Origin of the sequence: Desulfovibrio intestinalis (assembly GCF_014202345.1) — a bacterium.
GTDB classification, from domain to species: Bacteria; Desulfobacterota; Desulfovibrionia; order Desulfovibrionales; family Desulfovibrionaceae; genus Desulfovibrio; species Desulfovibrio intestinalis.
Genome location: NZ_JACHGO010000005.1, coordinates 193,736 through 219,468, shown reverse-complemented (window position 1 = coordinate 219,468; position 25,733 = coordinate 193,736). Strand labels below are relative to the sequence as shown.

Here is a 25,733-nt window from a genome sequence, read left to right as displayed (position 1 = left end):
GCAGGAGGTTTGCCGCTATAAAAGTACGCCGGAGCCCTCAAAGAGGACTCCGGCGTGTCTACGGATGAGATTATTTAAAACTTCTTTGTCATTGCAGTGTGTTTTCACCGATGGCAGAATTCGAAGAATTCTCAGCCCTGGCGTCAATTGCCTCTTTCAGGCTGTCAGCAGACAGGGACGCCAGCTTTGCCACAACATCCTGATCGAAACCCTGATCACGTTCAAGCAGCGCAATGGCTTCCTGCGGCGTCATTCCGGCCCGGTAAGAGCGAGAGCTGACCATGGCGCAAAAAGCGTTAACCACTGCCAAAACACGCGCATTAGGTATAATGTCTTCGCCGCTGAGGTTACGCGGCTGACCTGTTCCGTCCAGCCGTTCTCCCATCTGATAAACAGCATCGGGCACTGGCAGGTCGAACTGCAGGTCATGCAGAACCCTGTAGGCGTATTCCGGTGCGCGCATGACTTCGCTCTGCTCTTCTGGCGTGAGCTTTTCAGTCTTGGTCAGCAAGTGACGGGGAACAAAGATTTTACCCACCTGAGAAAGCCGAGCCGCCAGGCGCAGCGTGTCTTTGTCTTTATCGGAAATATTCATGGTCGTGAGCAGAAGATCCACCACTTGCGCCATTTTTTGCGAATGACCAATGAGGTTTCTATCCACACTTTCGATGGCACGCACCAAGGCGGCGGTGCTGCTGGCCTGACGTTCACGAGCGGCCTCTGCCCTGCGTCGGAATTCCGTGATATCCTGAAAAATACCAACACACCCGCCTGAAACAGGCGATTCCATCTGCAATTTGTCCTCAAAGGGAAAGAGCGTTACCCGGTACAGACGCTCCCCTTGGGGCTGGTCGAGCAATACCTCAATGCTGCCTTCAGTTTTGCTGTCCGTAACCATAGCCATGCCTTTCTGCAAGGCTGTTGCAGCCGCAGCGGGCAATATGGCAGTAAGGTTTTTGTCGATCAGATCTACGTCTGCTTTTCCGGCAATACTGTTAAAAGCCGGGTTGCACATCTGCACCTGCCCCTGACTGTCAACAAGCAGCAGGCCAGCCTGAAGAGAAGCGTTTACGCTGTCCAACATCAGTTTTTGTTGTCGTATGAGGGCATAAAGGCGTTGAAAATGCATGGCTGTCGTGCGGTAAGCGCGTCCAGCAATGCTGGCCCATACCAAGGCAACCAGCAAGGCGGTGCCCAGGCTGCCAAGAATGCCCAGTCCATAAATCTGATTAGCCTGTCTTTCCAGTACAGAGTCAACTACGCTGGCAGGCACTTCCAGCACAATCCACCATTTAAGTACACTGATATAGCTTCCCAGCGAGTAGGTTTCACCTTTTTCAGCAATGCCCGGTCTGCGCTTGAAAATGAGGCTTCCCTCGCTCATTTGTACTAAAGAAGGGGCCAACTCTGCCCTGCCGCCACGCAGACTGATGGCTTGCATGTTGTTGTCATTACGCTGAACGATGCAAGGTTGAATTTCTCTGTGCTGTTCCTGGCTCAGCGCCAAGAAGGAGGCCAGGGCTCTGTCTATCGGAACTGTGGCCAGTAGCGCGGCCACAGGTTTGGTATTGCCTTGTCCCAGCACCTCGTAAAGCGGGTCAACCAAGTCTATAACAAGATTTTGCCCAAGAACGCGAACAGGACCGAAAGTTAAGGTTTTTCCGGTCATGGCCTCATGTACCAACGTCATCTGCGGTTCGCCAAGAGGAGCACTCTGGTCCTGCATGACAAGTGGCTGGCCGTCAGGTGTGACGATGCGAGCCGCAACCCATTGTCTGCTGCGTACAAAATCCTGCAAAAGGTCCTGCATATAGGGCCGCTGCTCTGCCAGAGAGCGCAGGGCTTCATCGCTGCTTGATTCCGCGTCTGGAGATGCAAGCCGTACTGCGCCGTCAGCTCCAAGGTTAAGCACGTCTACAGCGTAAAGCCGAAACATTTCAGCGGAGCTGATAAAGCGGGCCTGCTCGGTAAGACCGCTGCGCCATGTATGAATGGCATCCAGCGATTTTTCCATCCAGACCTGCTCCATGTCACGCTGGCTGTTCAAAACTTCCTGCGTCACGTTTTTTATCTGGAGTGTGCATAGCACGTAGGCCACTGCAGCCGCTACGGCAAAAAGCGCCAGACTGACAGCCGCCACGGCAGCTTTCTTAAGGCGGTATTTACTGGCTACACTTTGGGCATCCATTTCTTGCATCTTCATAGTATTACCTACTTTACCTTGCGACCTTTAAGGTGCGCCCAACGGCCTACTTCATTGACCGAATACTGTGGGCTGTACTGCCTGATCCGGCTGTGTGACAAGACGGCATTACTGAGGTTATCAAGTATATAGGCGTCGCCATTCAAGTATACCGCCAGAACGGCATGCGCCAGGTTGCGCACGGTATCGCGCACGACCACGATACGCATATTTTCGGCTGGAATGCCCAATTCTTTAAGGGTAAAATACTTAACTATAGCATAATCTTCGCAGTCACCAGATTTTTTCAGGAACTCTGCTGGTATTGCCCAGTAGTCCTCTACTCCCCAGTTTACGATATCCTCTTTATAGGGCCAGGTATTCCAGAAAGAGTTAACGTAACGGAGTAGATCCATAGGGCTTTTACCCTTGGCTTTTTCTTTGAAATTGTCCCAGGTGACACTTTTTTTAAAATATTTTCCGGGAATAAAAATAGGATCTTTTGCATTACGTTTCAGCAGAGTAAGCCAACCGGGCAGCGATGAAAGAGGTCTTTTAAATTCTACGGTTCCAAAAAGCTGAACCTTATTGCCAGAAGTGCCGACCTGCTCCTTTGAGAAATCACTTGAACTTGTGGCGGAAGCTGAATCGGCTGTTGGAACGTCAACTTTATCATGAGAAGCGGGAACAACGTCATCGCCTTCATCTTCAGGAGCGGCATTTCCCTGGTCCTGAGGCGACGCTTTGCCGTCATCCTGACGGGCTGTGTTCTCACTGTCTTGCAGCGCATCACGGCTTTCATTCGGCTGCCCGACGCCCTCCTGATTGCTAGGGGCATTCTTTTTTCCTGGGCGAGGCGTTTGTTGCTTGTTTGATGCTGGGGCTGGAGGCTGCCGGGTAAAACCCTCGAGCGAAGAAGGCTGAATTTGATCAACCTTGTCCAAAGTGGTCGAAATAGGACGCTCGGGCGCATAATCGTCGCCAACAAGCCCGCCAGCAACAATTCCTGAGGCAGTGTTTTGTGCTGCCGTTGCCGGAAGAGGAAGAAAATACCGTGCCGTTAAAGCCACCAGCAAGAACACCACAGCCAAAGGCAGTGCTGTTATCAGTGAAAAACGCAGCAGTCGGTTAGTTTTCATGAATGGAGTTTGCGGGATTGTTGCGGGGTACTTGGGGCATGCTTTGTCAAATAATATATTTAATAGGCAGTCGCGTCCAGATGCAAAAGCCGAGCATTTGTTTATGGAAGAAAGCCAAGCTTGTACGCCTCTTCTGGGGCAAAGGGTGGCATCTTTACATTGGACCTTTGCCTATTCTGTAGTGTAGGTTTGGCAGACTGTGTGCCTTGTATACGGGTCAGATCCAGACCTAGGCATAACCAACTGATACTGTGGTGGAGAGCGTACATGAGCAAATTTGATGTGGTTATTATTGGTGGTGGTCCAGGCGGGGCCAAGGCTGCCCGCGTTTTGGCTGATGGAGGCGCAAGCGTAGCCATCGTAGAAAGCGCCCACTGGGGCGGCGTGTGCCTGAATTGTGGTTGTATTCCCACCAAGATGCTGCTTGGAGCCACCGCACCGCAAGGGTTGCTGCACGGTCTTGAACGCCAGCGTGTTGCAAAAGGTACGATTGAGGTAGACTACGATGCCCTTCAAAAACGTATCCAAAGATTTACCCGAGGTTCAGCTCAGGCCTTGACCAAGGGGCTTGAACAGGCAGGAGTTGCCTTATTCAATGGACATGCTCGCTGCACTGGAGCGCATCATGTTGAAGTACTCGCTGATGATGGCACGGTAAGCGCCACCCTTGAGGCTCGGCGCATCATTTTGGCTGCCGGCTCCCGGTCTGCCGCTTTTCCCGGTCTTCGCCCCGATAATGACGCCATACTGGACAGCACCGCCCTGCTTGCCATACCCGCAGTGCCTGCAAGCCTCATCGTTGTTGGAGCAGGAGCTATTGGCCTTGAAATGGCTGACTTTTTTAACGCGATGGGTACCAAGGTTACTGTTGTGGAAGCTGCACCACACATTGCGCCCACTGAGGATGCAGATATTGCTGCAGAGATGCAAAAACTTTTTGGCAAGAAAGGCATTACCTGCATAAGCGGTGTTAAAGCAGCTTCATTGCTCACTCGCGGCGATCAAGCGGTTCTCACTCTGGAAGACGGACGTGAGTTGTTTGCAGAAAAGGCCCTTGTGGCCGTTGGCCGTGTTCCCAATACTGAAAACCTTGGCGCTGAAAAAGCGGACTGCGGCTTGAATCCGCGCGGGTTCGTGAGCGTAAATGAATACCTTATGGCTTCGCCAACGGTTTACGCCATAGGCGACGTTAACGGGCAGACTCTTTTGGCCCACGCTGCCGAACATCAAGGAACATATGTTGCGAGACACATTCTCGAGATGGAACAGGCTCCTTATAATTCTGGCCCTGTCCCGTCATGCGTGTATGGCAGCCTTGAAATCATGCGCGTGGGAATAACTGAGCGTCAGGCATTGGCAGAGGGTGGAGAAATTGGTGTTTCAAGTGCTCAGTTGATGACGAATGCCATTGCTCAGGCTGGTGGCGATGCCTGCGGCTTTGTAAAAGTGGTATGGCAAAACGGCAAAGTTGCTGGCATTGCAGCTTTAGGTCACGGTGTTTCGCATCTTGTGACAGTAGCCCAGCTTTTACTGCTTGGTCAGTATTGTGGAGAGCGTCTGCACCATTTCATGTTCGCGCATCCAACGTTGGATGAAATTTTGCACACTGCTCTTGAGGCGCCGCCAAAAAAGATCGGCTGATATCATATGCTTAAAATATCTGTGGCGTTGTGCCCCGTATTTCTGAAGAATGGTATGTCTTCAGCGGGGCGCAGCACCCAGACATTTTTTGTTTCTGGCCATTTAAGGCGGCTGAAAACTCTTGTCAGACGCAATGATGTTGGATTAAATAATTCCCCCGCACAAAAATCAGAATGGTTTTTATAGCGTAATCCTGACCACCCCCCCACAAGGAGAGCGATGATGTCCTACGTTCAGCGCGTCATGAACAATCTTCAAGATCGATATGCCTACGAACCCGTTTTTCTTCAGGCTGTACAAGAAGTTTTGCAAAGTTTGCAGGCTGTGCTGGACAGAAATCCTCAGTACGAACGCAATAAAATCCTTGAACGCATTGTGGAGCCTGAGCGCACCATTTCTTTTCGCGTTCAGTGGGTAGATGACAGTGGTCAGGTACAGGTCAATAAAGGCTTTCGAGTTCAATACAACTCTGCCATTGGCCCCTATAAAGGCGGGCTGCGTTTTCACCCCAGCGTGAATCAGGGGATTTTGAAATTTTTGGGTTTTGAGCAGATATTCAAAAATTCACTCACTGGTCTCGCCATTGGCGGGGGCAAAGGCGGTGCGGATTTCGACCCCAAGGGCAAATCCGACATGGAAATCATGCGCTTTTGCCAGGCCTTTATGAATGAGCTTTTCCACCATATCGGAGCCACCATCGACGTGCCGGCTGGCGACATTGGCGTGGGCGGGCGTGAGGTCGGTTATCTTTATGGTCAGTATAAACGCATCACCCGAAGCTATGAAGGCGTGTTGACGGGCAAAAATCTGCTTTTTGGCGGTTCGCTTGCGCGTACTGAAGCCACTGGTTATGGCGCCGTGTATTTTGCCCAGAGTATGCTGGACGCCAGAGGCAAGAGCCTGGAAGACAGAACGTGCGTGGTTTCCGGCGCGGGTAACGTGGCCATTTATTGCTGCGAAAAGCTTTACCAGGTTGGGGCCAAGCCTGTTACCGTGTCCGATTCGCGCGGTATGATTCATGACGCAGAAGGCATCAAAGTGGACGTGCTCAAGCAGGTAAAAGAAGTTGAGCGTGAGTCTTTGAGCCGTTACGCGGAGCTGGTGCCTTCTGCTGTGTACACTCCTGTGAGCAGCTACCCCGAGGGCCGTAATGCCGTCTGGTCTGTCCCCTGCTTTGCGGCCTTCCCATGTGCTACTCAGAACGAATTGAACCTTGAGGACGCCAAAACCCTGCTCGCCAATGGTTGCCACTGCGTGGCCGAGGGCGCGAATATGCCTTCGACCCTGGATGCCATGCATGCCTTCCTTGACGCTGGCATCTGCTATGGGCCTGCCAAGGCGGCCAATGCTGGCGGCGTTGCCACCAGCCAGCTTGAAATGGCCCAAAACGCCAGCATGCAGAGCTGGACTTTTGAAGCCGTGGACAACAAGCTGCGCCAGATCATGAATAATATTTATATCAACGCTGCTGAAACCGCTGCAGAATATGGCGCTCCTGGCAACCTTGTTGTTGGAGCCAACATCGCCGGCTTCCGCAAAGTTGCAAACGCTATGATTGCACAAGGCGTGTAGTTTTTATACGGTCGATATAACAGAAAAGGCCGGAAGCTCCGCGGAGTTTCCGGCCTTTTCGGCGTGTAGAGTCGACGAACATATTCAAATTTGATTCTGATTGCCGCCTTGTTCGGCAATGCTGCATAATCAGCATGCATACCCGGTTATCTTTTTAATAGTTTCAAGGCCTTTTGATATTTCTTCATGGGGCAGATGTGAATATCCCAAGATAATTTTATGGGCATGCTTGCTGCTGCGACTCAGAGAGTATTTATCAACAGGAATTACCTTTACCCCGTGCTCGTAGAGATTATTTACTAGGTCATCAGTAAAAACGAGACCAGGAAAAGCTGCAACAAAGTGAAGGCCATTCGCCTGCCCACTGACAGATACAGCACCGCCAAAAACCTTTTTTAAGCAAGCTAATGCATGATTTCTTTTACGTGCATATAGTTTTTTCATCTTCCAAGTATGCCGTTCAAGGCCTCCACTGTTAAGAAACTCTGCAAGCGTGTGTTGTGTAAGGGCTTCGGTATGCACATCAGTGTACATCTTTTCTGCTTTCCAGTCGCAAATCATGTGTTCGGGGATAATAGCGAAGCCAAGACGTAAGGCAGGCGCAAGGATTTTGCTAAAGGAACCCAGGTAGATCACCACTTCTGGAGCAAGTTCATAGAGCGCGCTTGTGGGGGCTCCCTCGTGGCGGAATTCGCTGTCGTAGTCATCTTCTATAATATAGCACTGCTTTTCACGGGCAAAGCGCACAAGACTTTGGCGACGCTGAACGGGCAAGATTGCCCCTAAAGGGTATTGGTGCGAAGGCGTGGTATAAACAAAGGCCAGGTTTGAGCTGGATTGCTGCGCATGCGAACGTTGCAGGGCTGATACGTCCATTCCCTTCTCGTCCACTGGAACACCTTGCACATGCAACCCTGCGCGACTGACAACCTCCACCATTCCTATATGTGCCGGATCCTCCGCAAATATGTATTCACCCGTTTTACGCAAAAGCCGGGAAATCATTGCCAAGCCTTGCGTTGAGCCAGATGTTATCATCACGCGGTGAGGTGATACTTTAAGTCCGCGCATTCTGAAAAGATACGCGGAAATAGCCTCTCGCAGTGCCCACACTCCTTCTGGCCCACAATAGCGAAAAGAAGATGAGGGCAGTGCTCCACATACGCGTGCGTAAATCTTCCCCCACTCTTTTTGCGAAAAAGCCTCAAGGTCAGGAATGCCTGAGCGAAAATTTATAATATTCTCGCTCTGTACCTCATCTATACGGCAGCCTCCAAATGCGCTGAGTGCCTTGCTGTCATCAAAAGCAGGCGGTGGCAGCGCAACCAGACCTGGCACAACTCTGGTTCCTGAACCCTGGCGGGTTTCCAGGTAGCCCTCGGCAATCAGCTGATCGTAGGCCTCCAAAACGGTACTACGCGCAATACCCAGATCTTTACTGAGAAAGCGGCTTGAAGGCAGTTTTTCATTTTCCTTTAATATGCCAGAATGAATGAGAAACTTTATTTTTTCATAGAGCTGCCGGAAAATCGGCAGCTCATTTTTTTTGTCCGGGGTAAACCACATATCTGCCTCACGGTAAAGTGGTCTGGTAATATTTTATGTAAAATGGATCTTTTTAATACCATTTGATCTTTATACATAAGGGCTCAAGTAAGGACAAGAATTTCTCCGCATGTCAGCAGCACTGCAAAATTCAGGAAAATAAGTGGCACAACCACGATGAAAAAGGACTTGGTAAAATGAATAAACAATTAAAGGCGTATTCCTTTCTCGTCATGGCCATGTCCATTGCTGGAAGTGCTGTTGTGGCTGGCAAGCTTATTATTTCAGATGTGCCCATTTTTCTTGCTGCAGAGTTGGGAATTCTTTTCAGTCTTCCATTTTTGTTTTTTCCTGCGTTGCGCCAAGGCAAAAGCATGTGGCCATCTGACAGCAGGACACACATGATTCTTTTGGCGCAAGCAGTTTTTGGTGTTGTGCTTTACCGGATATTCATGTTCTGGGGATTGAAGTATACATCGGCAACTGCGGCAGGGCTTGTTGGCAGCACAGCTCCTGTTCTTATAGTTATTTTGGCTGTTTTTGTTCTCTGTGAAAAGTTGTCTGTGCCACGCATTGTTGGCGCATTATGCGTTTCGATTGGCATATCAGTCATGAATATTCTTCCATTTCTTGATGATTCAACAGAGGCCGCCAACGCCTTTATGGGTAACAGTCTGGTAATGATTGCAGTTTTTTGCGAAGCTTTATTTTCCGTTATGAGCAAGTCACGCTGCCAGCCCATGTCTGCCCTGCTTCGGGCGGCCATCGTTTCTCTTTATGCATTTCTCTGCTTGTTACCATTGGCGTTGTATGATGCATGCCATTATGATTTTGCACAGATAACAACCCCGTCATTACTGTGTCTGGCTTACTACGGTTTTTTTGTTTCCTTTCTTTCGTATGTATTTTGGTTCAAAGGCGTTGCCAGCGTGCCCGCTGGAATAGCAGGCTTGTTCACTGGGTTTGTACCCCTGAGCAGCGTGTTCTTTTCCAGGTTGATTCTTGGTGAAGAAATCACTCAGGCACACTGGATTGGCCTGTTTTTTGTTCTTACCGGCATCGTATATCCATGCGTGCCAAAGCACTTTTTGAAATATAATCCCCTAAAGTGTATAAGAAAAAAATATTCCTGTTCGAGTAGATTAACTTTGAAATGGTCCATATTTAAAAGATGATCTGCCTGCAAATACAGCTTTCAGTCGAATCTAGACGGTATTACGGTGCACGGCGCTGCTTGTGTAGCGTAGAGCATATAGTTTTTTTAAATTAACATGCTAAAATATTTGAAAATTGAGTGCAGTGGGCGGCTCATATCTTTATTGATGGATACAGTTTGGCGCAAATAACGGCAGTTGTGTTGTATGCTTTCACGACACAAGCCAAATAAAAAACCACCCGCTTAAAGCGGGTGGTTTTTTATTTGGCTTGCAGAGAGTTATCTCAGCAAAACAAGTGTCAGCACAAACTGCGCAGGCGCTTGATGGCTTCTTCAGTATCTTCGGGCGACCCAAAGGCCGTCAGGCGCACATAGCCTTCGCCGGAAGCGCCAAAGCCCGCGCCAGGGGTGCAAACAAGGGCGGCCTGTTGCAACAGTTTGTCAAAGAATCCCCAAGAGTCTGTATCGCTTGGCACGCGCACCCAGATATAGGGAGCATTTACGCCACCGTACACAGAAAGTCCCATCTCGCTTACAGCAGAGCGCAACATGGTAGCATTACGCTGGTAGCCAGCAATAACCCCCATAATTTCCTTCCGGCCCTGTTCGCTGTACACGGCTTCAGCCGCGCGCTGTACGATGTAGGGGCAGCCATTGTACTTGGTGCACTGACGGCGATTCCACAGCCCGTTCAGGCCTATCTTGCCGCCCTTGCCATCGCTGATTTGCAATGCCTTGGGCACGACAGTATAGGCGCAACGCAAGCCAGTGAATCCGGCGGTTTTTGAGAAGCTGCGAAATTCTACAGCCACTTCTTCCGCGCCATCAAGTTCATAGATGGTGTGGGGGATGTCGGCATCGGTAATAAAAGCCTCATAAGCAGAGTCGTATAGAATGACGCAGCCTTCACGCCTGGCATAATCGACCCAACCCTGCAGCGCGGCTCGCGAAAGTACCGTTCCTGTGGGGTTGTTGGGATAGCAAAGGTAGATCATATCGGGCCGGGTTTTGGGAAAATCAGGCACGAAATCATTTTCCTTCACGCAGGGCAGGTAAACAATGCTGCTCCACTGCTTGCCTGTCATTTCACCGGAACGTCCGGCCATAACATTGGAATCAACATATACAGGGTACACCGGATCGGTTACCGCAACAATGCTGTCCTGAGCAAAAAGCTCCTGAAAATTGCCAACGTCGGGCTTGGCTCCATCACTGACAAACACTTCGTCTGCACTGAGGTTCACGCCGCGCGCTTTGTAGTCATATTGCACAATGATATCGCGCAAAAAGGCATAGCCCTGCTCTGGACCGTAGCCGTGGAAGTGAGCGGCATCGCCCATTTCGTCCACTGCCTTATGCAAAGCGTTGACAACGGCAGGCACAAGGGGGCGCGTAACGTCGCCGATGCCCAGGCTGATGACGCGCTTGTCCGGGTTGGCTTCCTTGAAGGTGGACACCTTGCGGGCAATATCGGCAAAAAGGTAATTACTTTGCAGCTTGAGAAAATTGGTGTTTACGGTAGTCATGTCAGTCCTCTGCGATTCAGATATGATATTCGCCGGCAAACACGGTTACAGCGCCGCCGGTCATGTACACATGGTTACTGCTTTCGTCCCAATGAATTTGCAGGGTGCCGCCCTTAAGTTCAACATCCACATCGCGACCAGTGTAGCCATTGAGAACGCAGGCAACTGCGACGGCGCATGCGCCAGTTCCGCAGGCAAGAGTTTCTCCTGCACCGCGCTCCCATACGCGCATCCGTACTTTGTTGGAAGAGATGACCTCAACAAATTCCGTATTGGTGCGTTTGGGGAACAAGGGGTGGTGTTCGAAATTCGGGCCGATGCGAGGCAGATCCAGTTCGTCAATACCCTTCATGAAAATGACAGCGTGCGGATTTCCCATAGAAACGGCAGTAATTTCGTACAGCTGGCCATCCACATCTACGGGATGGGCCACAAAGCGCTGCTGCCCACCGTCTGTTGAGGCTTCTGTAAGCACGGGAATTCTTGCGGGGGTCAGCTCGGGTTCTCCCATATCGACTGTAGCGCCACAAACTTCGCCCGCTTCAAATAACAGGCGCACAACTTTTACGCCTGCTCCCGTTTCAACAGTGATTACATCCTTAACCTGGATGCCGTGGTCGTACACATATTTGCCCACGCACCGTACCGCGTTGCCGCACATTTCAGCTTCAGAGCCGTCTGCATTGAACATGCGCATACGCACATCGGCTGAAGCTGAAGGCAAAATGAGCACAAGTCCGTCAGAGCCGACACCAAAATGGCGGTCACTTATTTTTTTGGCGAGTTCACTGGGGCTGTCAACGCGCTCTTCAAAGCCATTGACATAGACATAGTCATTGCCGATGCCCTGCATCTTCGTAAAGCGCAATGTCGCAGCCATATAGTTCTCCTTTATTCATCAAAGGCGTACAACGCCCCTATTAAACATCATTGATTATATAATGAATAAACAACCTATTCTGATTCAAGATAAAAGTAAACATGAAGACTGGCGCGCAAAATCAAAAAAGGCGAAGAGCCGCCAGACTCTCCGCCTTGTGGCCACCGGCCTTCGCCGTCCGTTGCGGCGAACGGCGAGGCCCGTGGCTCCCTGCGGTTTTACCGCAGGGGCTGATAGCTGGGAGACCACCTTCCCCCCCGGGATGAGACTCCTGCTATCAACTTTTTTAGAGTACGTTACGTATGACTGACCTCCACGAGGTTGTAACCGTACATTATTCAATAACTATCAACATAAAGCCTAATGCACCCACAACAGCTCTGCGTACTTGGGCAGCACCCACAGGGTGTCGTCCACAATGCTTTCAAGGGCATCGGCGTGTTCACGGCATTGGTTCATGGCTGAAAGAATGCAATCGCGTGCCACTTTGGCCTCTTCAAGAGCACCTGCGGTGCTGTGGGCTTTGGCAATAGCCTTGTCCAACTCGGCTACGCCCTTTTGCAAAGCTACAACATGACCGCGCAGAGTATTGAAGTACACTTCTTCCGCATCTGCACCCTTTTCACCCAGCACGGCTCTGGTTTTAATGACCGCATCGGCGGCGCGAGCCTGTGCTTCAATGCACTGGGGCAGTACGGACGTACGCAGCATGTCGAGCATAAGATTGCCTTCAATGCATATGGTTTTGCAGTAACTTTCCAGCAATATTTCCTGGCGCGAAATGATTTCGCGTTCGGTAAGGATGCCGTGGCGCAGGAAGACGTTCATGACTTCTGGGTCACTGTAGTGCTCCAGCGCGGTTACTGTGTTGTTATGGTTAGGCAAGCCGCGACGAGCGGCTTCTTCAGCCCAGGATTCCGCATAGCCGTTGCCGTTGAAGACCACGGGCATGTGCTCCTTGAACAGACGGGGAAGCAGTTCCTGCAAGGCGGAATTCAAATCCGTACCTGCAGAAATGGACGCCTCAAGTTCAGTGGCAATGTCGTCCAGGGCGCAGGCCACAGCGGCATTGAGCACTATGTTCACCGGAGCCACCGACTGCGAAGAACCCACCGCACGGAATTCAAACTTGTTGCCCGTGAAAGCAAAGGGACTCGTCCGGTTGCGGTCAGCAAGGTCAACAGGCAGAGGCGGCAGGGTCGAGACCCCTACTTCCATGAAGCCACTTTTTTTGTTTTTGGAACCACGGCCATTGTTGATGCCTTCCAGCACGTCGGTAAGCTGTTCGCCAAGATAGACAGACAAAATGGCCGGGGGCGCTTCGTTGGCGCCAAGACGATGGTCATTGCCAGCGCCCACAGTGCCAAGGCGCAGCGCCGTACTGTGCTTGTGTACCGCACGCAGAACCGCGGCCAAAAAGACCAGGAATTGAGCGTTGTCCTGCGGTGTGGTGCCAGGATTGAGCAGGTTCTGGCCATCGGAGTCACCCATGGACCAGTTGTTGTGCTTGCCGCTTCCGTTCACACCAGCAAAGGGTTTTTCGTGCAGCAGGCATACAAAGCCGTGCCTGCCTGCCAAATGACGCATCATGTTCATTGCGAGCATGTTGTGGTCGCAGGCAATGTTTGCTTCTTCGTAAACAGGGGCCAGCTCGAACTGACCAGGAGCCACTTCGTTATGTCTGGTTTTGGCGGGAATACCCAGAGCCAGCAGTTCCTTTTCCACGTCCTGCATGAAGCTCATTACACGGCCTGGAATTGCGCCGAAGTAGTGATCTTCCATTTCCTGGCCTTTAGGAGAAGGAGCACCCAGCAGCGTGCGGCCTGCCAGCAGCAGGTCAGGACGCAGCGCCGCAAGGTTTTTATCTACCAGAAAATACTCTTGCTCCGGTCCAACCATGGCGCGCACATAGGCGGCTGAGTCGTTGCCGAAGAGACGCAGTATGCGCAGGGCCTGCCTGGACAAGGCTGAAATGGAGCGCAACAAGGGAATTTTGCGGTCCAGCGCCTCGCCGGAGTAAGAATAGAAGTACGTGGGGATATGCAGCGTTGCCCCGTAAGGAGCGGGAATTATAAACACGGGAACAGAAGGATCCCACGCTGTATAGCCGCGTGCTTCAAAGGTTGAACGGATGCCGCCGGAAGGAAAAGAGGAAGCATCGGGTTCACCGCTGATAAGCATTTTGCCCGAAAACTCACTGATAACCTGGCCGTCTGCAGTGGGCGACAAGAAAGCATCATGCTTTTCAGCCGTCAGGCCAGTCATGGGATGAAACCAGTGGGTGTAGTGGGTTGCGCCGTTTTCAATGGCCCAATCTTTCATGGCATTGGCCACCACATCGGCAATTTCGGGGTTCAGGCGTTCACCATCACGAATGGTCTTGGCCAGCTTGCGGTACACATCCTTGGGCAGGCGTTTGCGCATGGTAGCTAGGCCAAATACATGACGGCCAAAACCTTCTTCCACGCCGCACCCTGTATCTTCTTTGCTGGTGGGCATCACGGGAGAGGTATTAATTGCCTTGAACAACGCCTTTTTACGGGGGGAACTCATACTTCTTCTCCTTTATCCTTTAAACAAGAGTTGCTGCCATCGGAGGAAGCGCTCTTACAGAGCTGCATCGCCACGTTCGCCTGTGCGGATGCGAATGGCATCCTCCACATCACTGATGAAAATCTTTCCATCCCCAACCTGCCCCGTACGGGCTGTAGCCACTACTGCATTGATTACAGATTCTATCATGTCGTTATGCAGTACTATTTCAATTTTTACCTTTGGAAGGCAGTCCACCTGCATGATATTGCCCCTGTACACTTCAGTGTGCCCACGCTGGCGGCCAAATCCTTTTATTTCAGTATAGTTGAGGCCGTGAATTCCCTTTTCTGAAAGCATATCCCTGACCTTTTCAAACAAGCCGGGCCGGATGATAATTTCGAGCTTCTTCATACTGCTGTTCCTTTTCCTTGCGGCAAGGTTTACAGGTTGTAGCCACGTTCGTTATGTTCACCAAGATCAAGGCCTGTAAATTCTTCTTCAGGCGCGACGCGCAGGCCAACGATGGCGTTTACTACATAAAGGATGATGCGTGTCGCGATATATACAAAGACCCATGTGCCGACGATGGAAACCAGTTGGATCCACACTTGCCCTGGGTTGCCGTAAAAGAGACCGTCCACATTGTTGATGGCCGCGCTGGCGAAAAGGCCAGTAGCAAGCGCGCCCCAGGTGCCGCCAAGACCGTGAATACCAACCACATCAAGCGCATCATCGTATCCAAGCTTGCCCTTCATGAACACGCCGCCGTAGCATACAAGGCCACCAATAAATCCGATGAGCATGGCAGGCAAAATTTCAACAAAACCAGCTCCGGGAGTGATGGCCACCAGGCCTGCCAGCGCACCAGAAATTGCGCCAAGGCTTGTAGGCTTGCCAGTGTGCTTCCATTCGATAAGCAGCCAGCCGAGAATGCCGCAGGCAGAAGCCATATGGGTTGTTACCAGCGCTTGACCGGCAAGAGAGCCAGAAGCCAGTGCGCTACCCGCGTTGAAACCAAACCAGCCAAACCAGAGGATGCCGCCGCCAAGCAGGGTCAAGGGCAAACTATGAGGAGAATGTTGCGAACCAGTGGAAATCCGCGGACCAAGGGCTTGGGCGCAGGCCAAAGCCGCTGCACCGGAAGACATATGCACCACCGCTCCGCCTGCGAAATCAAGCGCGCCCATTTGTCCCATCCAGCCGCCGCCCCACACCCAATGGGCCATGGGCGAGTAGACGCATATCAGCCAAAGTCCGGAAAAAAGCAGCATGGCTGAAAAACGGATTCGTTCAGCGTAAGCGCCTGAGATCAGCGCTACGGTGAGCACCGCAAACATGCATTGAAAGCCCATAAATACGGTGTGGGGAAGTTGGGGAGCCATTGGCGCGGATTCTCCGCCGACACCTTTCAGGAAAAGGAAGTCGAAGTTGCCAATAAGGCCACCCACGTCACCGCCAAAAGCCAAGGTGTACCCAACAAAGGCCCAAAGAACTGAAATGAGTCCCAAACAGGCGTAGCTGTGCATGTGGGTTGAAAGCACGTTTCGTGCGCGAACTAGACCACCATAAAAAAGGGCCAGGGCCGGGGTCATAAGCATGACCATTGTGGCGCAGATAATAATAAATGCGGTATCAGAGGCGTTCATACGGGCATCCTTGATCTTTACGGCCACCTTGCGTCATGAGCGTGTCCACTTATGAAGCAACAGTGTGTCGTGTTGACTGAACCTCTTCAGCGGGTCGGCGCCAGACCCGCTACAACGACACAGCGTCGTTGCCAGTACAACCCCTCTCAGGCATTATTTGTGCCAAAGTTGAAGAAAACTGTTGATGATTTTATAACATGCTTAAATTTTAATATTTTTTCATATGTCCCCAGTTTGACTGAAAGAAGAAATTTATTTGTGAATGATATTTTATTACATTTTAGTCGAAAGATTTTTTACCCATCAACATATTAAAAATGACTTTTTTGATTAAACTTATAAAATTAAATAAATTTAGTATGTTATGCTTATTTTATTAAAATATACCATTTTGTAGATTCTTTTTAACCAGAGATGTTTTGTCTGCTCCAAAAACTAAAAAACCTGAAACAGCAGGCTGCTTCAGGCGAAATATCTGATAACGTCTGGATGTTTAAAATATCTACTGAAATGTAGATTTATGTTTTTAGATGTTGTCAGGGGGCAAAATAAGATGCGCGGCGGGGGGTGCTACTGGAATTGAGCTAAGCTGCAGTTCGAGTCGCTGTGGGCATGTGTGAAGATTGAGAAGAAAAAGCCTGTCCTCTTTCCACCGATAGCCGGCAATGAGGCCAGGCCGTAAACTTGTTGATACAGCGGCGAAAAAGGCTCGTCATTGAGCGCGCGAGAAGGCATCTATATCCGTTCACGCCTGAGGCGAAAATCTTTGTAACTGATGCCATATTTTTTCATTCGTAACGCCATTATTCTTTCAGTCAGACCAAGGCTGGCGGCAGCCTTTCCCATTTGCCCCTGGCTGAATTCAAGAGCCTCAACAATGGAAGCTCGTTCCAGTTCATCCAGTTGATCCTGTAAGCTGCCAGAAAATCCGGGCCTTAGTGTGCAGACGTTTTCACCATTCACATTGGTGCAGTGAATGCCGTGCAAGGCTGGGGGCAGGTGCTGCGGCAGGACAAGGCCTTCCCGGCCCAGAAGCAAGACTGCCCTCTCCATAACATTTTCGAGTTCGCGAATGTTGCCCGGCCACGCATAGCGTTGCAGCATATCCATAACGGCCAGAGAAAGGCGTACGTTTTCACGTCCATTCGTCTGCGCGAATTTTTTTATGAAATGGTTGGCAAGCGGAAGAATATCTTCTGGGCGGCCACGCAGCGGCGGAAGATATATGGGAAAGACATTGAGGCGGTAGAAAAGATCGCGCCGAAAGCTTTCCTGATTGACCATGTGTTCAAGGTTACGGTTGGTAGCAGTGATAAAACGCACATCAACATAGTGCGTTTCCATACCGCCCAGGCGTTCAAAAGCTCTTTCTTGCAAAACGCGTAGAAGTTTGGCCTGAGTCATGAGTGAAAGCTCGCCGACTTCATCCAAAAAGAGCGTGCCGCCGTTGGCTAGTTCAAAGCGTCCCTTGCGTGTTGCGTTGGCTCCGGTAAATGCGCCACGCTCATGACCAAATAACTCACTTTCAATAAGATTTTCCGGTAATGCGGCACAGTTCAGTGAAATGAATGGCTTACTTGCTCTAGAGCTGCCAGTATGTATGGCGCGAGCTGCCAGTTCCTTACCTGTACCGGATTCACCCTGCAAAAAAACTGTTGTGGCTGACGGGGCAACCTGGGCAATCTGGGCGTAAACTTTTTGCATGCCTTCAGAGTTGCCCACAAAACCTCTTGGCCGCAGGGGCGAAGAGGTGTCTTCATCCATACGCCCCTGTGTTTCAAGGGCTGCATGACCCAACAGTGTGGAAACTATCGTGAGAAGCCGCATTTCATCTTCAAGCGTGGCGTTATCCACCAACAAGTGGTCCACTGAAAGCGCTCCCACTACCTGATCGTTAAGGCGAATGGGAACACAGATAAAGGAAATGTCCTCTTTACCCAGATCGCGTGATCTCGTGCGGTTGAGGAACAATGGATCTTCAGACACGTTGGATATGTACATGGGGCGGCCGCTTTCGATAACTCCCCCCGTGATGCCTTCACCGCGCACATAGCGGCCCCGCCTGAGTTCCGCAGGCTTGAGCCCATAGGCGGCCTCTGTTCTGATTTCTCCGGTATGCGGTGAAATCAGAGTGATGGCGCCGCGCATCATATGAAGCTGATCCGCCATAAGCGAAAGAGCCTTGTTCAATGCCTGCGCAAGGTCAGTGGTGGTATTCATGATCTGGGCAAGTTCAAAAAGCAGCTTGAGTTGCTGTTCTTGATGATCGCCCGCGGTATTGGATAAAACACCTGTGTGCTGGCCGTTTTCAGTGGGGGGGATGGTGGTCTTGCGCATGTTCCCAATATACTCCAGCAATGCCTGGGGTGCAATCCGACAGGGATGGGCCGGGAGCTGGTCTGCTACGGCCAGGGTGAACCCTATGGAAAGTATCATAAAAAGGGCTGAACTCTACGGTTCAGCCCTTTCAGTTACTCTATATTCCGAGTAGACATAATTTGCCAGACTAGGCGTTTGCCCTGCCAATGCAAAAATAGGCAAAACCGTGATCAGCCATAGAGGAAGGGGAATACAGGTTTCGTCCGTCAAAGAGCAATGGCGCTGTCAGAAGACTGCGCACTCGTGCAAAGTCGGGATTACGGAACTGGTTCCATTCAGTCACAACCATCAGCCCTTGAGCCCCTTGGCAGGTATCATACTGATCTTCAACGATTTCAACCAGCTTGTTATCCGCAAAAATTGAGCGTGCATTGTCAGCGGCAACAGGGTCAAATGCCCGTATCTTCATTCCTTTGGAGGTCAGCTCATTGATAATGGTAATGGCCGCGGCTTCGCGCATGTCGTCGGTGTTGGCCTTGAAAGCCAAGCCCCACATGGCCAGGGTTTTACCAGCCACACCACCCTGCGGTGCAAAGTATTCTTCAACGCGGCTCGCCATATGTTTTTTCTGCCGGGCGTTTACAGCTTCCACCGCATTGAGCAGTTCAGGCCGCACGCCAGCATTTTCAGCAGTGCGAATAAGCGCTTTTACATCCTTGGGGAAGCACGATCCGCCATAACCCACCCCAGGGTAGATGAACTGGTAGCCGATGCGGGAATCAGAACCGATACCCGTGCGCACATCACGCACGTCTGCACCCACGCGTTCGCAAATAGTGGCAATTTCATTAATGAAAGAAATTTTGGTAGCCAGCATGCAGTTGGCGGCGTACTTGGTCATCTCTGCGCTGCGCACACCCATAACTATGATTTTATCACGGTTGCGGGCAAAGGGGGCGTAGAGCTCGCGCATGACAGTGGCGGCCTTTTCCGAATCCGTGCCGATAACCACGCGGTCAGGCTTCATGAAGTCGGAAATGGCGTCTCCCTCTTTGAGGAACTCAGGATTTGAAACAACGTCAACGTGCAAGTTTACGCCACGCTTGGTCAGTTCTTTTTCAATAAGGCCACGCACTTCATCAGCCGTTCCCACAGGCACGGTGGACTTGTCCACCACAACCATGTCCTTCTGCATGTATTGGCCGATCTCGCTCGCGACCTGACGAACAAAACTCAAATCGCATGAGCCGTCAGGCTGGGGCGGCGTACCAACGCAAATAAATGCACAATCGGCCTGCGCGATGCCATCTTCAAGCTTGGTTGTAAAAGTCAGTCGACCATCGGCGCGGCTATGTCGCACCATAGGCTCAAGACCAGGCTCAAAAATATGGACAGAACCAGCATTCAGTTTTTCCACAACGGCAGGGTTCACATCAACGCAGGTAACTGTATTGCCCATTTCTGCAAAGCAGGCGGCGCTGACCAGGCCCACGTAGCCGGTGCCGATAATGCAAAGTTTCATATGTAATCTCCCAATGTTCAAAGCGGGCCGCACCCTTGACGTTACGGCCATGAACGGGTCAAAATAGTTCATCGAATGGCAGCCTATACGATATTTTTTTTCATTGGGCAACCAGCTCTTACTGAGTGAAACTCTCCGTCATGCGTACCTTTGCGCGCGGTGGTAATAATGATGATAGTCGGGTTAGGGATAGACATTGTTGACCTTGCACGCATAGATAAATGCATTTCTCGTTTTGGGCTGCGTTTTATGCAAAAAATTCTTGGTGCTGAAGAATTGGCGCACATCCCCGGTCAGCCTGTAAACTATGTGGCCGGGCGCTTTGCTGTTAAAGAAGCCGCGGTCAAGGCCTTGGGAACAGGATTTAGCCAGGGCATAGGGCCGGATCAGATTGAAGCGATTTCTGGCCCTGGTGGGAAACCGCAATTGGTGTTGCACGGTGCTGCTCTGCAACAAGCCAATAGCATGGGTGTCACTCGCTACCACGTATCTATCAGTCATGACCGAGCTTCGGCTGTGGCTGTGGTGATCTTGGAGGCTTAATGATCGACTCCTCCCAATTTATGTCACAGTTTCAACTGCCTCCCCTGCCCTTTCCCCAGGAAATTCGCGCATGGGATCAAAGTGCTGAAGCGTTTGGTCTGCCTGAGATGCTGTTGATGGAAAATGCCGCCAAAGCTGCGTTTGACGTTATACGCCAGCAGTGCCCAGATATTGTTGGCAACAGTGTCTGGTTAATTATGGGAAGCGGCAATAACGGCGGTGATGCAGCCTGTCTGGCCCGCTACCTTCTTGACGCGGGTGCAAGGCCGCTCGTTTTACATACCAAGGCCTTGGGGCACCTCAAAGGAGCCAGTGGACAGCATGCAAGAGTTGCAAAGGCCTCGGGAGTTCCATTTTATCGCCTGCGTTATCAGCGAAGCGGCTGGAATCTGCCAGAGAATGGTCTGCCACACATTATTATAGATGGTTTGCTGGGTACTGGATTTAGCGGCCCCCTTCGTGCTGATGTTCTGGCTCTCGTTGAAGCTCTGAACAGCTTTGCGCCGGGGCGAATGGTTGTGGCTCTTGATATTCCCTCCGGTTTGGACGCCTGCTCGGGCAAACCCATGCCCTCTGCGATACGCGCAGACCTTACAGTCAGCTTTGCCGCAGCCAAACCGGGCATTGTTCTGCCGTGCGCCAAGGAGTGGACGGGGGCAGTGCGCGTGTGTGATATTGGCATACCCGCTGTAATACGCACCAAAGAGCCCTGCTCAGCATATCTGTTGGACGCCCAATGTCTTGCGCCACTTACGCGTCGTTCGACTCTGCCTGAAAACAGCTTCAAGAATACGTTCGGGCATGTTTTTATTTTAGGCGGTGCACCGGGTTATGGTGGCGCTGCTCATCTTGCCGCCCGTGCTGCTCTTCGTGCAGGGGCAGGTCTGGTAACTGCGGCAGCGCCTGCCGCAGCTGTTACCGACATTAAATGTGGCTGGCCCGAGATTATGACATTGGCTCTTGAGGATACAGAGCAACTTTGGCCGTCTAGCATCTCACCAAGGCTCAAATCTTTAATAGCGTCTTGCAGCAGCTTGGTCGTTGGCCCTGGCATGGGGCGAGGACAAGACGGGGCCGAGTTTCTGCGTGCCTTGCTGGCACTGCCTCACCGTCCTCCAACAGTTTTCGATGCGGATGCTCTGGCTCTGCTGTCTTACGAACCCAAACTATTCTCCCGGGTTCGCGAAGAAGATATTTTGACGCCGCACCCAGGCGAGGCTGGCATGCTTCTTGGGCAAACTGCGCAAGAAGTTCAGGCTGACAGGTGGGCGGCTCTGGAAGCTTTGTGTACCCGTAGCCCCGGAGTGAATATTCTTAAAGGGGCAGGTACAATGGTGCAACAATCGACCAGCCCAATATTGATTTGCCCCTATGATATCCCACAGTTGGCTGTGGGCGGTTCTGGAGATGTTCTGGCAGGCTGCCTTGGCGGCTTGCTTGCATCGCGGGGTGAAACTGTACGAAAATGCAGTTCGGATTTGACCTGGGGCTGTCACCCTTCCCTGCTCGCTGCGGGCATGGGAGTGGCACTGCACGCTCTTGCCGGACGCAGCCTTGCCCAGCAATGGCCTTTACGCGGAAATACCTCTACCGAAACCGCAGACGCCCTGCCAAGGGTGCTTCAAAGAATCGGCGAAAATCAGGAAGATATTCTTTCATGGTCCAGATAATACTTTCAAGCCTTGACGATACTGACTGTTTTGCTCGATTGCTCACAGAAACTTTGAGCCTTCATCCGAAAGTAAAAACTCTTTTGCTGAATGGCGACCTGGGAAGTGGCAAAACTACACTGACGCGCTATATGGTCCTGTCGTTACCCGGCGGATCTGAGTCTGAAGTGGCAAGCCCTTCTTTTACTTTATGCAATCACTATCCTACAGAGCCGCCGATTCTGCATTGTGATCTCTACCGATGCGCTGGGGCTGCACCCGAAGAGCTTTTTGAAGCACTTGATAACCCTAAATTTTTGAATATAATCGAATGGTCTACATTTCTGTCAAAGCAAGATAGACCCGAAGAATATCTGGACATCGCCTTGAAGGCATGCGAAGAAGGTCGCTTACTGACACTGCAAGCCTATGGCCCTTGTGCTGAAGCTTTGCTGCGTCATTTGCGCGGTCAATGGCCCATGCGCAAAGCCGATGCTGAGGGCCCGGCTGTTCCACACAGCTAGCCTGTTGTACTCTGTTAAGGATAGTGGGCAATGGATACAGGCATGAAAATTTTGGTGCAAAAGTTCGGCGGTACTTCAGTAGCCAGACTTGAGTGCATGAAGCAGGTGCGGGAAAAAGTTCTGCACGGCCTTGCTCAAGGCAATAAGGTTATAGCGGTACTGTCTGCCAGGTCTGGCGAAACCAACAATCTTTTAGCTCTGGCTGACGAATGGTCAAGCACGCCAGACAAGGCCGAATGTGACGCTCTGGTGGCAACAGGCGAACAGGTTTCAATCAGCTTGTTCACCATGCTGCTTAGGGACGCAGGCATTCGCGCCCGTTCCTTGTTGGGATGGCAAATCCCTATTACCACAGACAATGATTTTGGCCGCGCGCGTATTCTGTCCATCAACAGCAAAGCCTTGCATGGATTCCTTGAAGACTACGATGTACTTGTAGTTGCAGGTTTTCAGGGCTGTACTGAGGACGGACGCATCACAACGCTTGGTCGTGGTGGCTCAGACACCTCGGCTGTGGCTTTGGCTGCTGCGCTAGGATCAGTTGAATGTGAAATTTACACAGATGTTGACGGTGTTTATACCACCGACCCCAACATCTGCTCTACAGCGCGTAAAATGGACCGTGTTGCCTACGAAGAAATGCTGGAAATGGCCAGCATGGGGGCTAAGGTTCTGCACATACGCTCTGTGGAGTTTGCAAAAAAATACAAAGTTCCCGTGCGGGTGCGCTCCACATTCAGCAGTGATCCCGGCACTCTTGTTACTCAGGAGGATTCCAGCATGGAAGCCGTTCTTGTTTCCGGCATTGCTTACGACAAAGATCAAGCCCGTGTAACTATCCGTGACTTGCCCGATGTGCCGGGAATGGCTGCTGCGGTATTCGGCCCCTTATCTGAAAAAGGCATCCTGGTAGACATGATTGTTCAGAACACCAGTCTGGACGGTCATACAGATATTACCTTCACTATTTCCCGCAAGGATTTGCAACTGACGTTGCAAGTCATGAAAGAAGTGGCCGAAAAAACGGGTGCTTCTGAAGTTCTGCACGATGTAAGCGTGGCCAAGGTCTCGGCCATCGGCGTGGGTATGCGCAACCATTCTGGCGTTGCTGCACGCACGTTTGCTGCCCTTACGCAGGAAGGCATCAATATTTTGATGATCAGCACCTCTGAAATCAAGATTACCATCTTGATCCAAGAAAAATACGTCGAATTGGCCGTGCGTATATTGCACGACACTTTCGGCCTTGATTGGGACATAGGTTAGCCAGCTTTTTCCACATCTTGATAGTCTTGGCCACGGCAAATCCATGTCGTGGCCAGACGATCAGAGGCGGTTTTTTTGTCTATGGCGCTAGTAAAAATAACCGTTACCGAAATAAAACCAGGAATGTTTATAGTTAATCCTGGGATTTCTTGGATAAAGGCGCCTCTCCTGTATATGCAAGAGGGGCTGATAACTTCGTCCGAAGAAATTGACTATATTGTCAAGCAGGGCTACGCAGAGGCCTATCATGACCCTGCCCGCTTTCGCCGTATGGAGGAGTTTGCTGAAGACCCGGATGCAAACTCTCCCATTTGGCCAGCACCGCGCGGCCCTCAGGTCTCTTTAGATGAAGAAATACTGCAAGCCAGGGCAGTCTACGCCGATTCCTTTGAGCATGTAAAAAGCTTGATGCAGGCAGCTCAAGGTGGCGCGGTAGACGTTGCAGCATCCCAGCCCTACGTTGAATCCATTGTCAACAGCCTCAATCGAAATGTTGACGCCCTCATATCTTTATCCAAACTCAAAAGTTCAGACGAATATACCTACACACATTCGGTTAATGTGACCATTTTTGCCGTGGCATATGCCCACTACCTTGGCCTGTCAGAGGACAAGTTGCATCTTGTGGGCATGGCTGGTTTGTTTCATGATTTTGGTAAGGCGTTCGTTCCGCAAGAAATTCTTAATGCCCCTCGGCAACTGACGCCCCAAGAACAGGAAATCATGCAATCCCATGTGCTGCTTGGCTACAATCAGCTCAAAAAAGTGGAAAACATGCATCCGGAGGTTTTGCAGGGCGTTGTGCAACATCATGAAAAGCACAATGGCACAGGCTATCCATACCGTTTGGCCGGAAAGAAAATTGGAATTTATGGCCGTATTCTTTCAGTGAGCGACAATTATGACGCTCTTTCAGCTAAAAGAGTGTACAAAACGCCAATGCCCGCAAATGTGGCACTGGCTGTTATGTACAAAATGCGCGGTCAAGCCTGGGCGCCCGGCTATGTTGAGCGGTTCATAAAGATGATGGGAATTTATCCTGTCGGTACCCCCGTGCAGCTTTCCAGCGGCGAACGTGGTATTGTTTGCCGCTCAAACCCCAGCTTCCCCGCTCAGCCTTGCATTATGGTTGCCTTTGACCCGGCAGGAAGACCCGTGAAGCCCTGCGCCCTGGATTTGAGCAAGCAACCAGGGCTTGAGATTGAGCGATCTCTGTCAGGCAATGAAGCTGAAGATATGGATATCACCCTGCTCCTGTCTAAATGCGATCATTAACGCAGAAGAATTTTACGAATATACACGCCAAAGTTTAAAACAGGCTCATTACGGCGTTTAGTAGTGAAAATATATAGTATTTACGCCTCGGCAGAGGATTTGCTCACGTAGGCGTCAGAGCATTTCAAGATAGAATGCTTTAGAGCCTTACTGATCTGTCAGCAACTTGCGTAGCGCTTCCATGTCGCGGCATATCCAATCCGCCTCGGCCTGTATCAACTCTGATTCTGGGCCATAGCCGTATAATACTGCGGCACAGGGCATGCCCACCTCATGTGCTCCAAGCACATCGTATTTGCGGTCACCAACCATAATGCAGCCGGACGACGGCGAAACTTCAAGCCTCTGGCATGCATAACGCAGCACAGCGGGTTTGCTGTTGCGCGGCCCATTCAATTGTGCCCCGGCCACACAAGAAAAATAACCTGCAATGTCAAAGTGTTCGACAATACGCACAGCAAACGGCTCAGGCTTTGAAGTAGCCAATGCAAGCGTTTGTCCACTTTCTGCCAGATGTTGCAGCAACTCACGAGCGCCTTCATAAAGGCGGTTTTCAAAGATGCCACGTTCGGCGTAGTACTCTCTGTATTTATTGATCGCTTCTTGAATTTTGTTTTGATCGTCAGGAAAAAATTGAGCAAAAGAATCCCGCAACGGTGGTCCAATGAAGGGAATCAATTTTTCTTGCTCAACAGAGATGTCAAAATATTCCAGCGCGTATTGCACGGATTTGATGATTCCCTGTTCTGAATCAGTAATGGTGCCATCCAGATCAAAAAATATGGGATTGAACTTCACGCTATTTTACTCCAT

19 protein-coding genes are annotated in these 25,733 nt (G+C 51.0%); 8 read left to right on the top strand and 11 right to left on the bottom strand.

Annotated elements, in window-relative coordinates; translation table 11 throughout:
- Positions 1-88: 88 nt before the first annotated feature.
- Both HNQ38_RS09275 and HNQ38_RS09270 read right to left on the bottom strand, forming a co-directional pair.
- Complete coding sequence (locus HNQ38_RS09275) at positions 89-2,203, bottom strand: HD domain-containing phosphohydrolase (protein ID WP_183719710.1); 2,115 nt, start codon at positions 2,201-2,203, stop codon at positions 89-91.
- A gap of 8 nt (positions 2,204-2,211) precedes the next feature.
- A complete protein-coding gene (locus HNQ38_RS09270; RefSeq protein ID WP_183719708.1) occupies positions 2,212-3,321 on the bottom strand; it encodes a transglutaminase-like cysteine peptidase in 1,110 nt (369 codons plus the stop codon).
- Positions 3,322-3,588: 267 nt separating this feature from the next.
- On the opposite strand from HNQ38_RS09270, the gene HNQ38_RS09265 reads away from it, so the two are divergent.
- Together HNQ38_RS09265 and gdhA are read left to right on the top strand one after the other, a co-directional pair.
- On the top strand, positions 3,589-4,962 hold the full coding sequence (locus HNQ38_RS09265; protein WP_183719707.1) for a dihydrolipoyl dehydrogenase family protein: 1,374 nt from the start codon (positions 3,589-3,591) through the stop codon (positions 4,960-4,962).
- A 222-nt stretch (positions 4,963-5,184) separates the two neighbouring features.
- Positions 5,185-6,534, top strand: coding sequence for an NADP-specific glutamate dehydrogenase (gene gdhA, locus HNQ38_RS09260; RefSeq protein WP_183720107.1), 1,350 nt, complete (start codon positions 5,185-5,187; stop codon positions 6,532-6,534).
- Positions 6,535-6,663: 129 nt separating this feature from the next.
- Here gdhA and pdxR read toward each other — a convergent pair whose 3' ends face one another.
- Positions 6,664-8,100 (bottom strand): MocR-like pyridoxine biosynthesis transcription factor PdxR, encoded by a 1,437-nt coding sequence (gene pdxR / locus HNQ38_RS09255; protein WP_183719704.1) that lies wholly within the window; start codon positions 8,098-8,100, stop codon positions 6,664-6,666.
- 176 nt (positions 8,101-8,276) lie between these two features.
- On the opposite strand from pdxR, the gene HNQ38_RS09250 reads away from it, so the two are divergent.
- Entirely contained in the window at positions 8,277-9,254 is a 978-nt protein-coding gene (locus HNQ38_RS09250; protein ID WP_183719702.1) for a DMT family transporter, read from the top strand.
- Between the two features lie 280 nt (positions 9,255-9,534).
- Here the strand turns inward: HNQ38_RS09250 and HNQ38_RS09245 are convergent, their stop codons facing one another.
- The 7 genes from HNQ38_RS09245 to HNQ38_RS09215 form a co-directional block, all read right to left on the bottom strand.
- On the bottom strand, positions 9,535-10,761 hold the full coding sequence (locus HNQ38_RS09245; protein WP_183719700.1) for an LL-diaminopimelate aminotransferase: 1,227 nt from the start codon (positions 10,759-10,761) through the stop codon (positions 9,535-9,537).
- Between the two features lie 16 nt (positions 10,762-10,777).
- Complete coding sequence (dapF, locus tag HNQ38_RS09240) at positions 10,778-11,641, bottom strand: diaminopimelate epimerase (protein ID WP_221277863.1); 864 nt, start codon at positions 11,639-11,641, stop codon at positions 10,778-10,780.
- Positions 11,642-12,001: 360 nt separating this feature from the next.
- Positions 12,002-14,194 carry a glutamine synthetase III family protein gene (locus HNQ38_RS09235; RefSeq protein ID WP_183719697.1) on the bottom strand — a complete coding sequence of 731 codons (2,193 nt, stop codon included), beginning with the start codon at positions 14,192-14,194 and terminating at the stop codon, positions 12,002-12,004.
- A 54-nt stretch (positions 14,195-14,248) separates the two neighbouring features.
- Entirely contained in the window at positions 14,249-14,587 is a 339-nt protein-coding gene (locus HNQ38_RS09230) for a P-II family nitrogen regulator (RefSeq protein WP_183719695.1), read from the bottom strand.
- A gap of 29 nt (positions 14,588-14,616) precedes the next feature.
- Positions 14,617-15,822 (bottom strand): ammonium transporter, encoded by a 1,206-nt coding sequence (locus HNQ38_RS09225; protein ID WP_183719693.1) that lies wholly within the window; start codon positions 15,820-15,822, stop codon positions 14,617-14,619.
- Between the two features lie 735 nt (positions 15,823-16,557).
- A complete protein-coding gene (locus tag HNQ38_RS09220; protein ID WP_221277862.1) occupies positions 16,558-18,159 on the bottom strand; it encodes a sigma-54 interaction domain-containing protein in 1,602 nt (533 codons plus the stop codon).
- Between the two features lie 169 nt (positions 18,160-18,328).
- Positions 18,329-19,663 (bottom strand): UDP-glucose dehydrogenase family protein, encoded by a 1,335-nt coding sequence (locus tag HNQ38_RS09215; RefSeq protein WP_183719690.1) that lies wholly within the window; start codon positions 19,661-19,663, stop codon positions 18,329-18,331.
- A gap of 171 nt (positions 19,664-19,834) precedes the next feature.
- On the opposite strand from HNQ38_RS09215, the gene HNQ38_RS09210 reads away from it, so the two are divergent.
- The 5 genes from HNQ38_RS09210 to HNQ38_RS09190 all read left to right on the top strand — a co-directional run bounded on the left by HNQ38_RS09210 (position 19,835) and on the right by HNQ38_RS09190 (position 24,920).
- Positions 19,835-20,206, top strand: a complete 372-nt coding sequence (locus tag HNQ38_RS09210) for a holo-[acyl-carrier-protein] synthase (RefSeq protein WP_183720098.1) — start codon at positions 19,835-19,837, stop codon at positions 20,204-20,206.
- Positions 20,206-21,876 (top strand): NAD(P)H-hydrate dehydratase, encoded by a 1,671-nt coding sequence (locus tag HNQ38_RS09205; protein WP_246388079.1) that lies wholly within the window; start codon positions 20,206-20,208, stop codon positions 21,874-21,876. Before HNQ38_RS09210 ends, HNQ38_RS09205 begins: the two co-directional genes overlap by 1 nt.
- On the top strand, positions 21,864-22,379 hold the full coding sequence (gene tsaE / locus HNQ38_RS09200) for a tRNA (adenosine(37)-N6)-threonylcarbamoyltransferase complex ATPase subunit type 1 TsaE (protein WP_183719688.1): 516 nt from the start codon (positions 21,864-21,866) through the stop codon (positions 22,377-22,379). The genes HNQ38_RS09205 and tsaE overlap by 13 nt, the downstream gene beginning before the upstream one ends.
- Before the next feature lie 42 nt (positions 22,380-22,421).
- Positions 22,422-23,645: an aspartate kinase gene (locus HNQ38_RS09195; RefSeq protein ID WP_183719686.1), complete on the top strand. Its 1,224-nt coding sequence runs from the start codon at positions 22,422-22,424 to the stop codon at positions 23,643-23,645.
- Positions 23,646-23,726: 81 nt separating this feature from the next.
- Positions 23,727-24,920 carry an HD-GYP domain-containing protein gene (locus HNQ38_RS09190; protein WP_183719684.1) on the top strand — a complete coding sequence of 398 codons (1,194 nt, stop codon included), beginning with the start codon at positions 23,727-23,729 and terminating at the stop codon, positions 24,918-24,920.
- Between the two features lie 147 nt (positions 24,921-25,067).
- Here HNQ38_RS09190 and HNQ38_RS09185 read toward each other — a convergent pair whose 3' ends face one another.
- Positions 25,068-25,718, bottom strand: a complete 651-nt coding sequence (locus HNQ38_RS09185; RefSeq protein WP_183719682.1) for an HAD-IA family hydrolase — start codon at positions 25,716-25,718, stop codon at positions 25,068-25,070.
- Positions 25,719-25,733 lie beyond the last annotated feature (15 nt).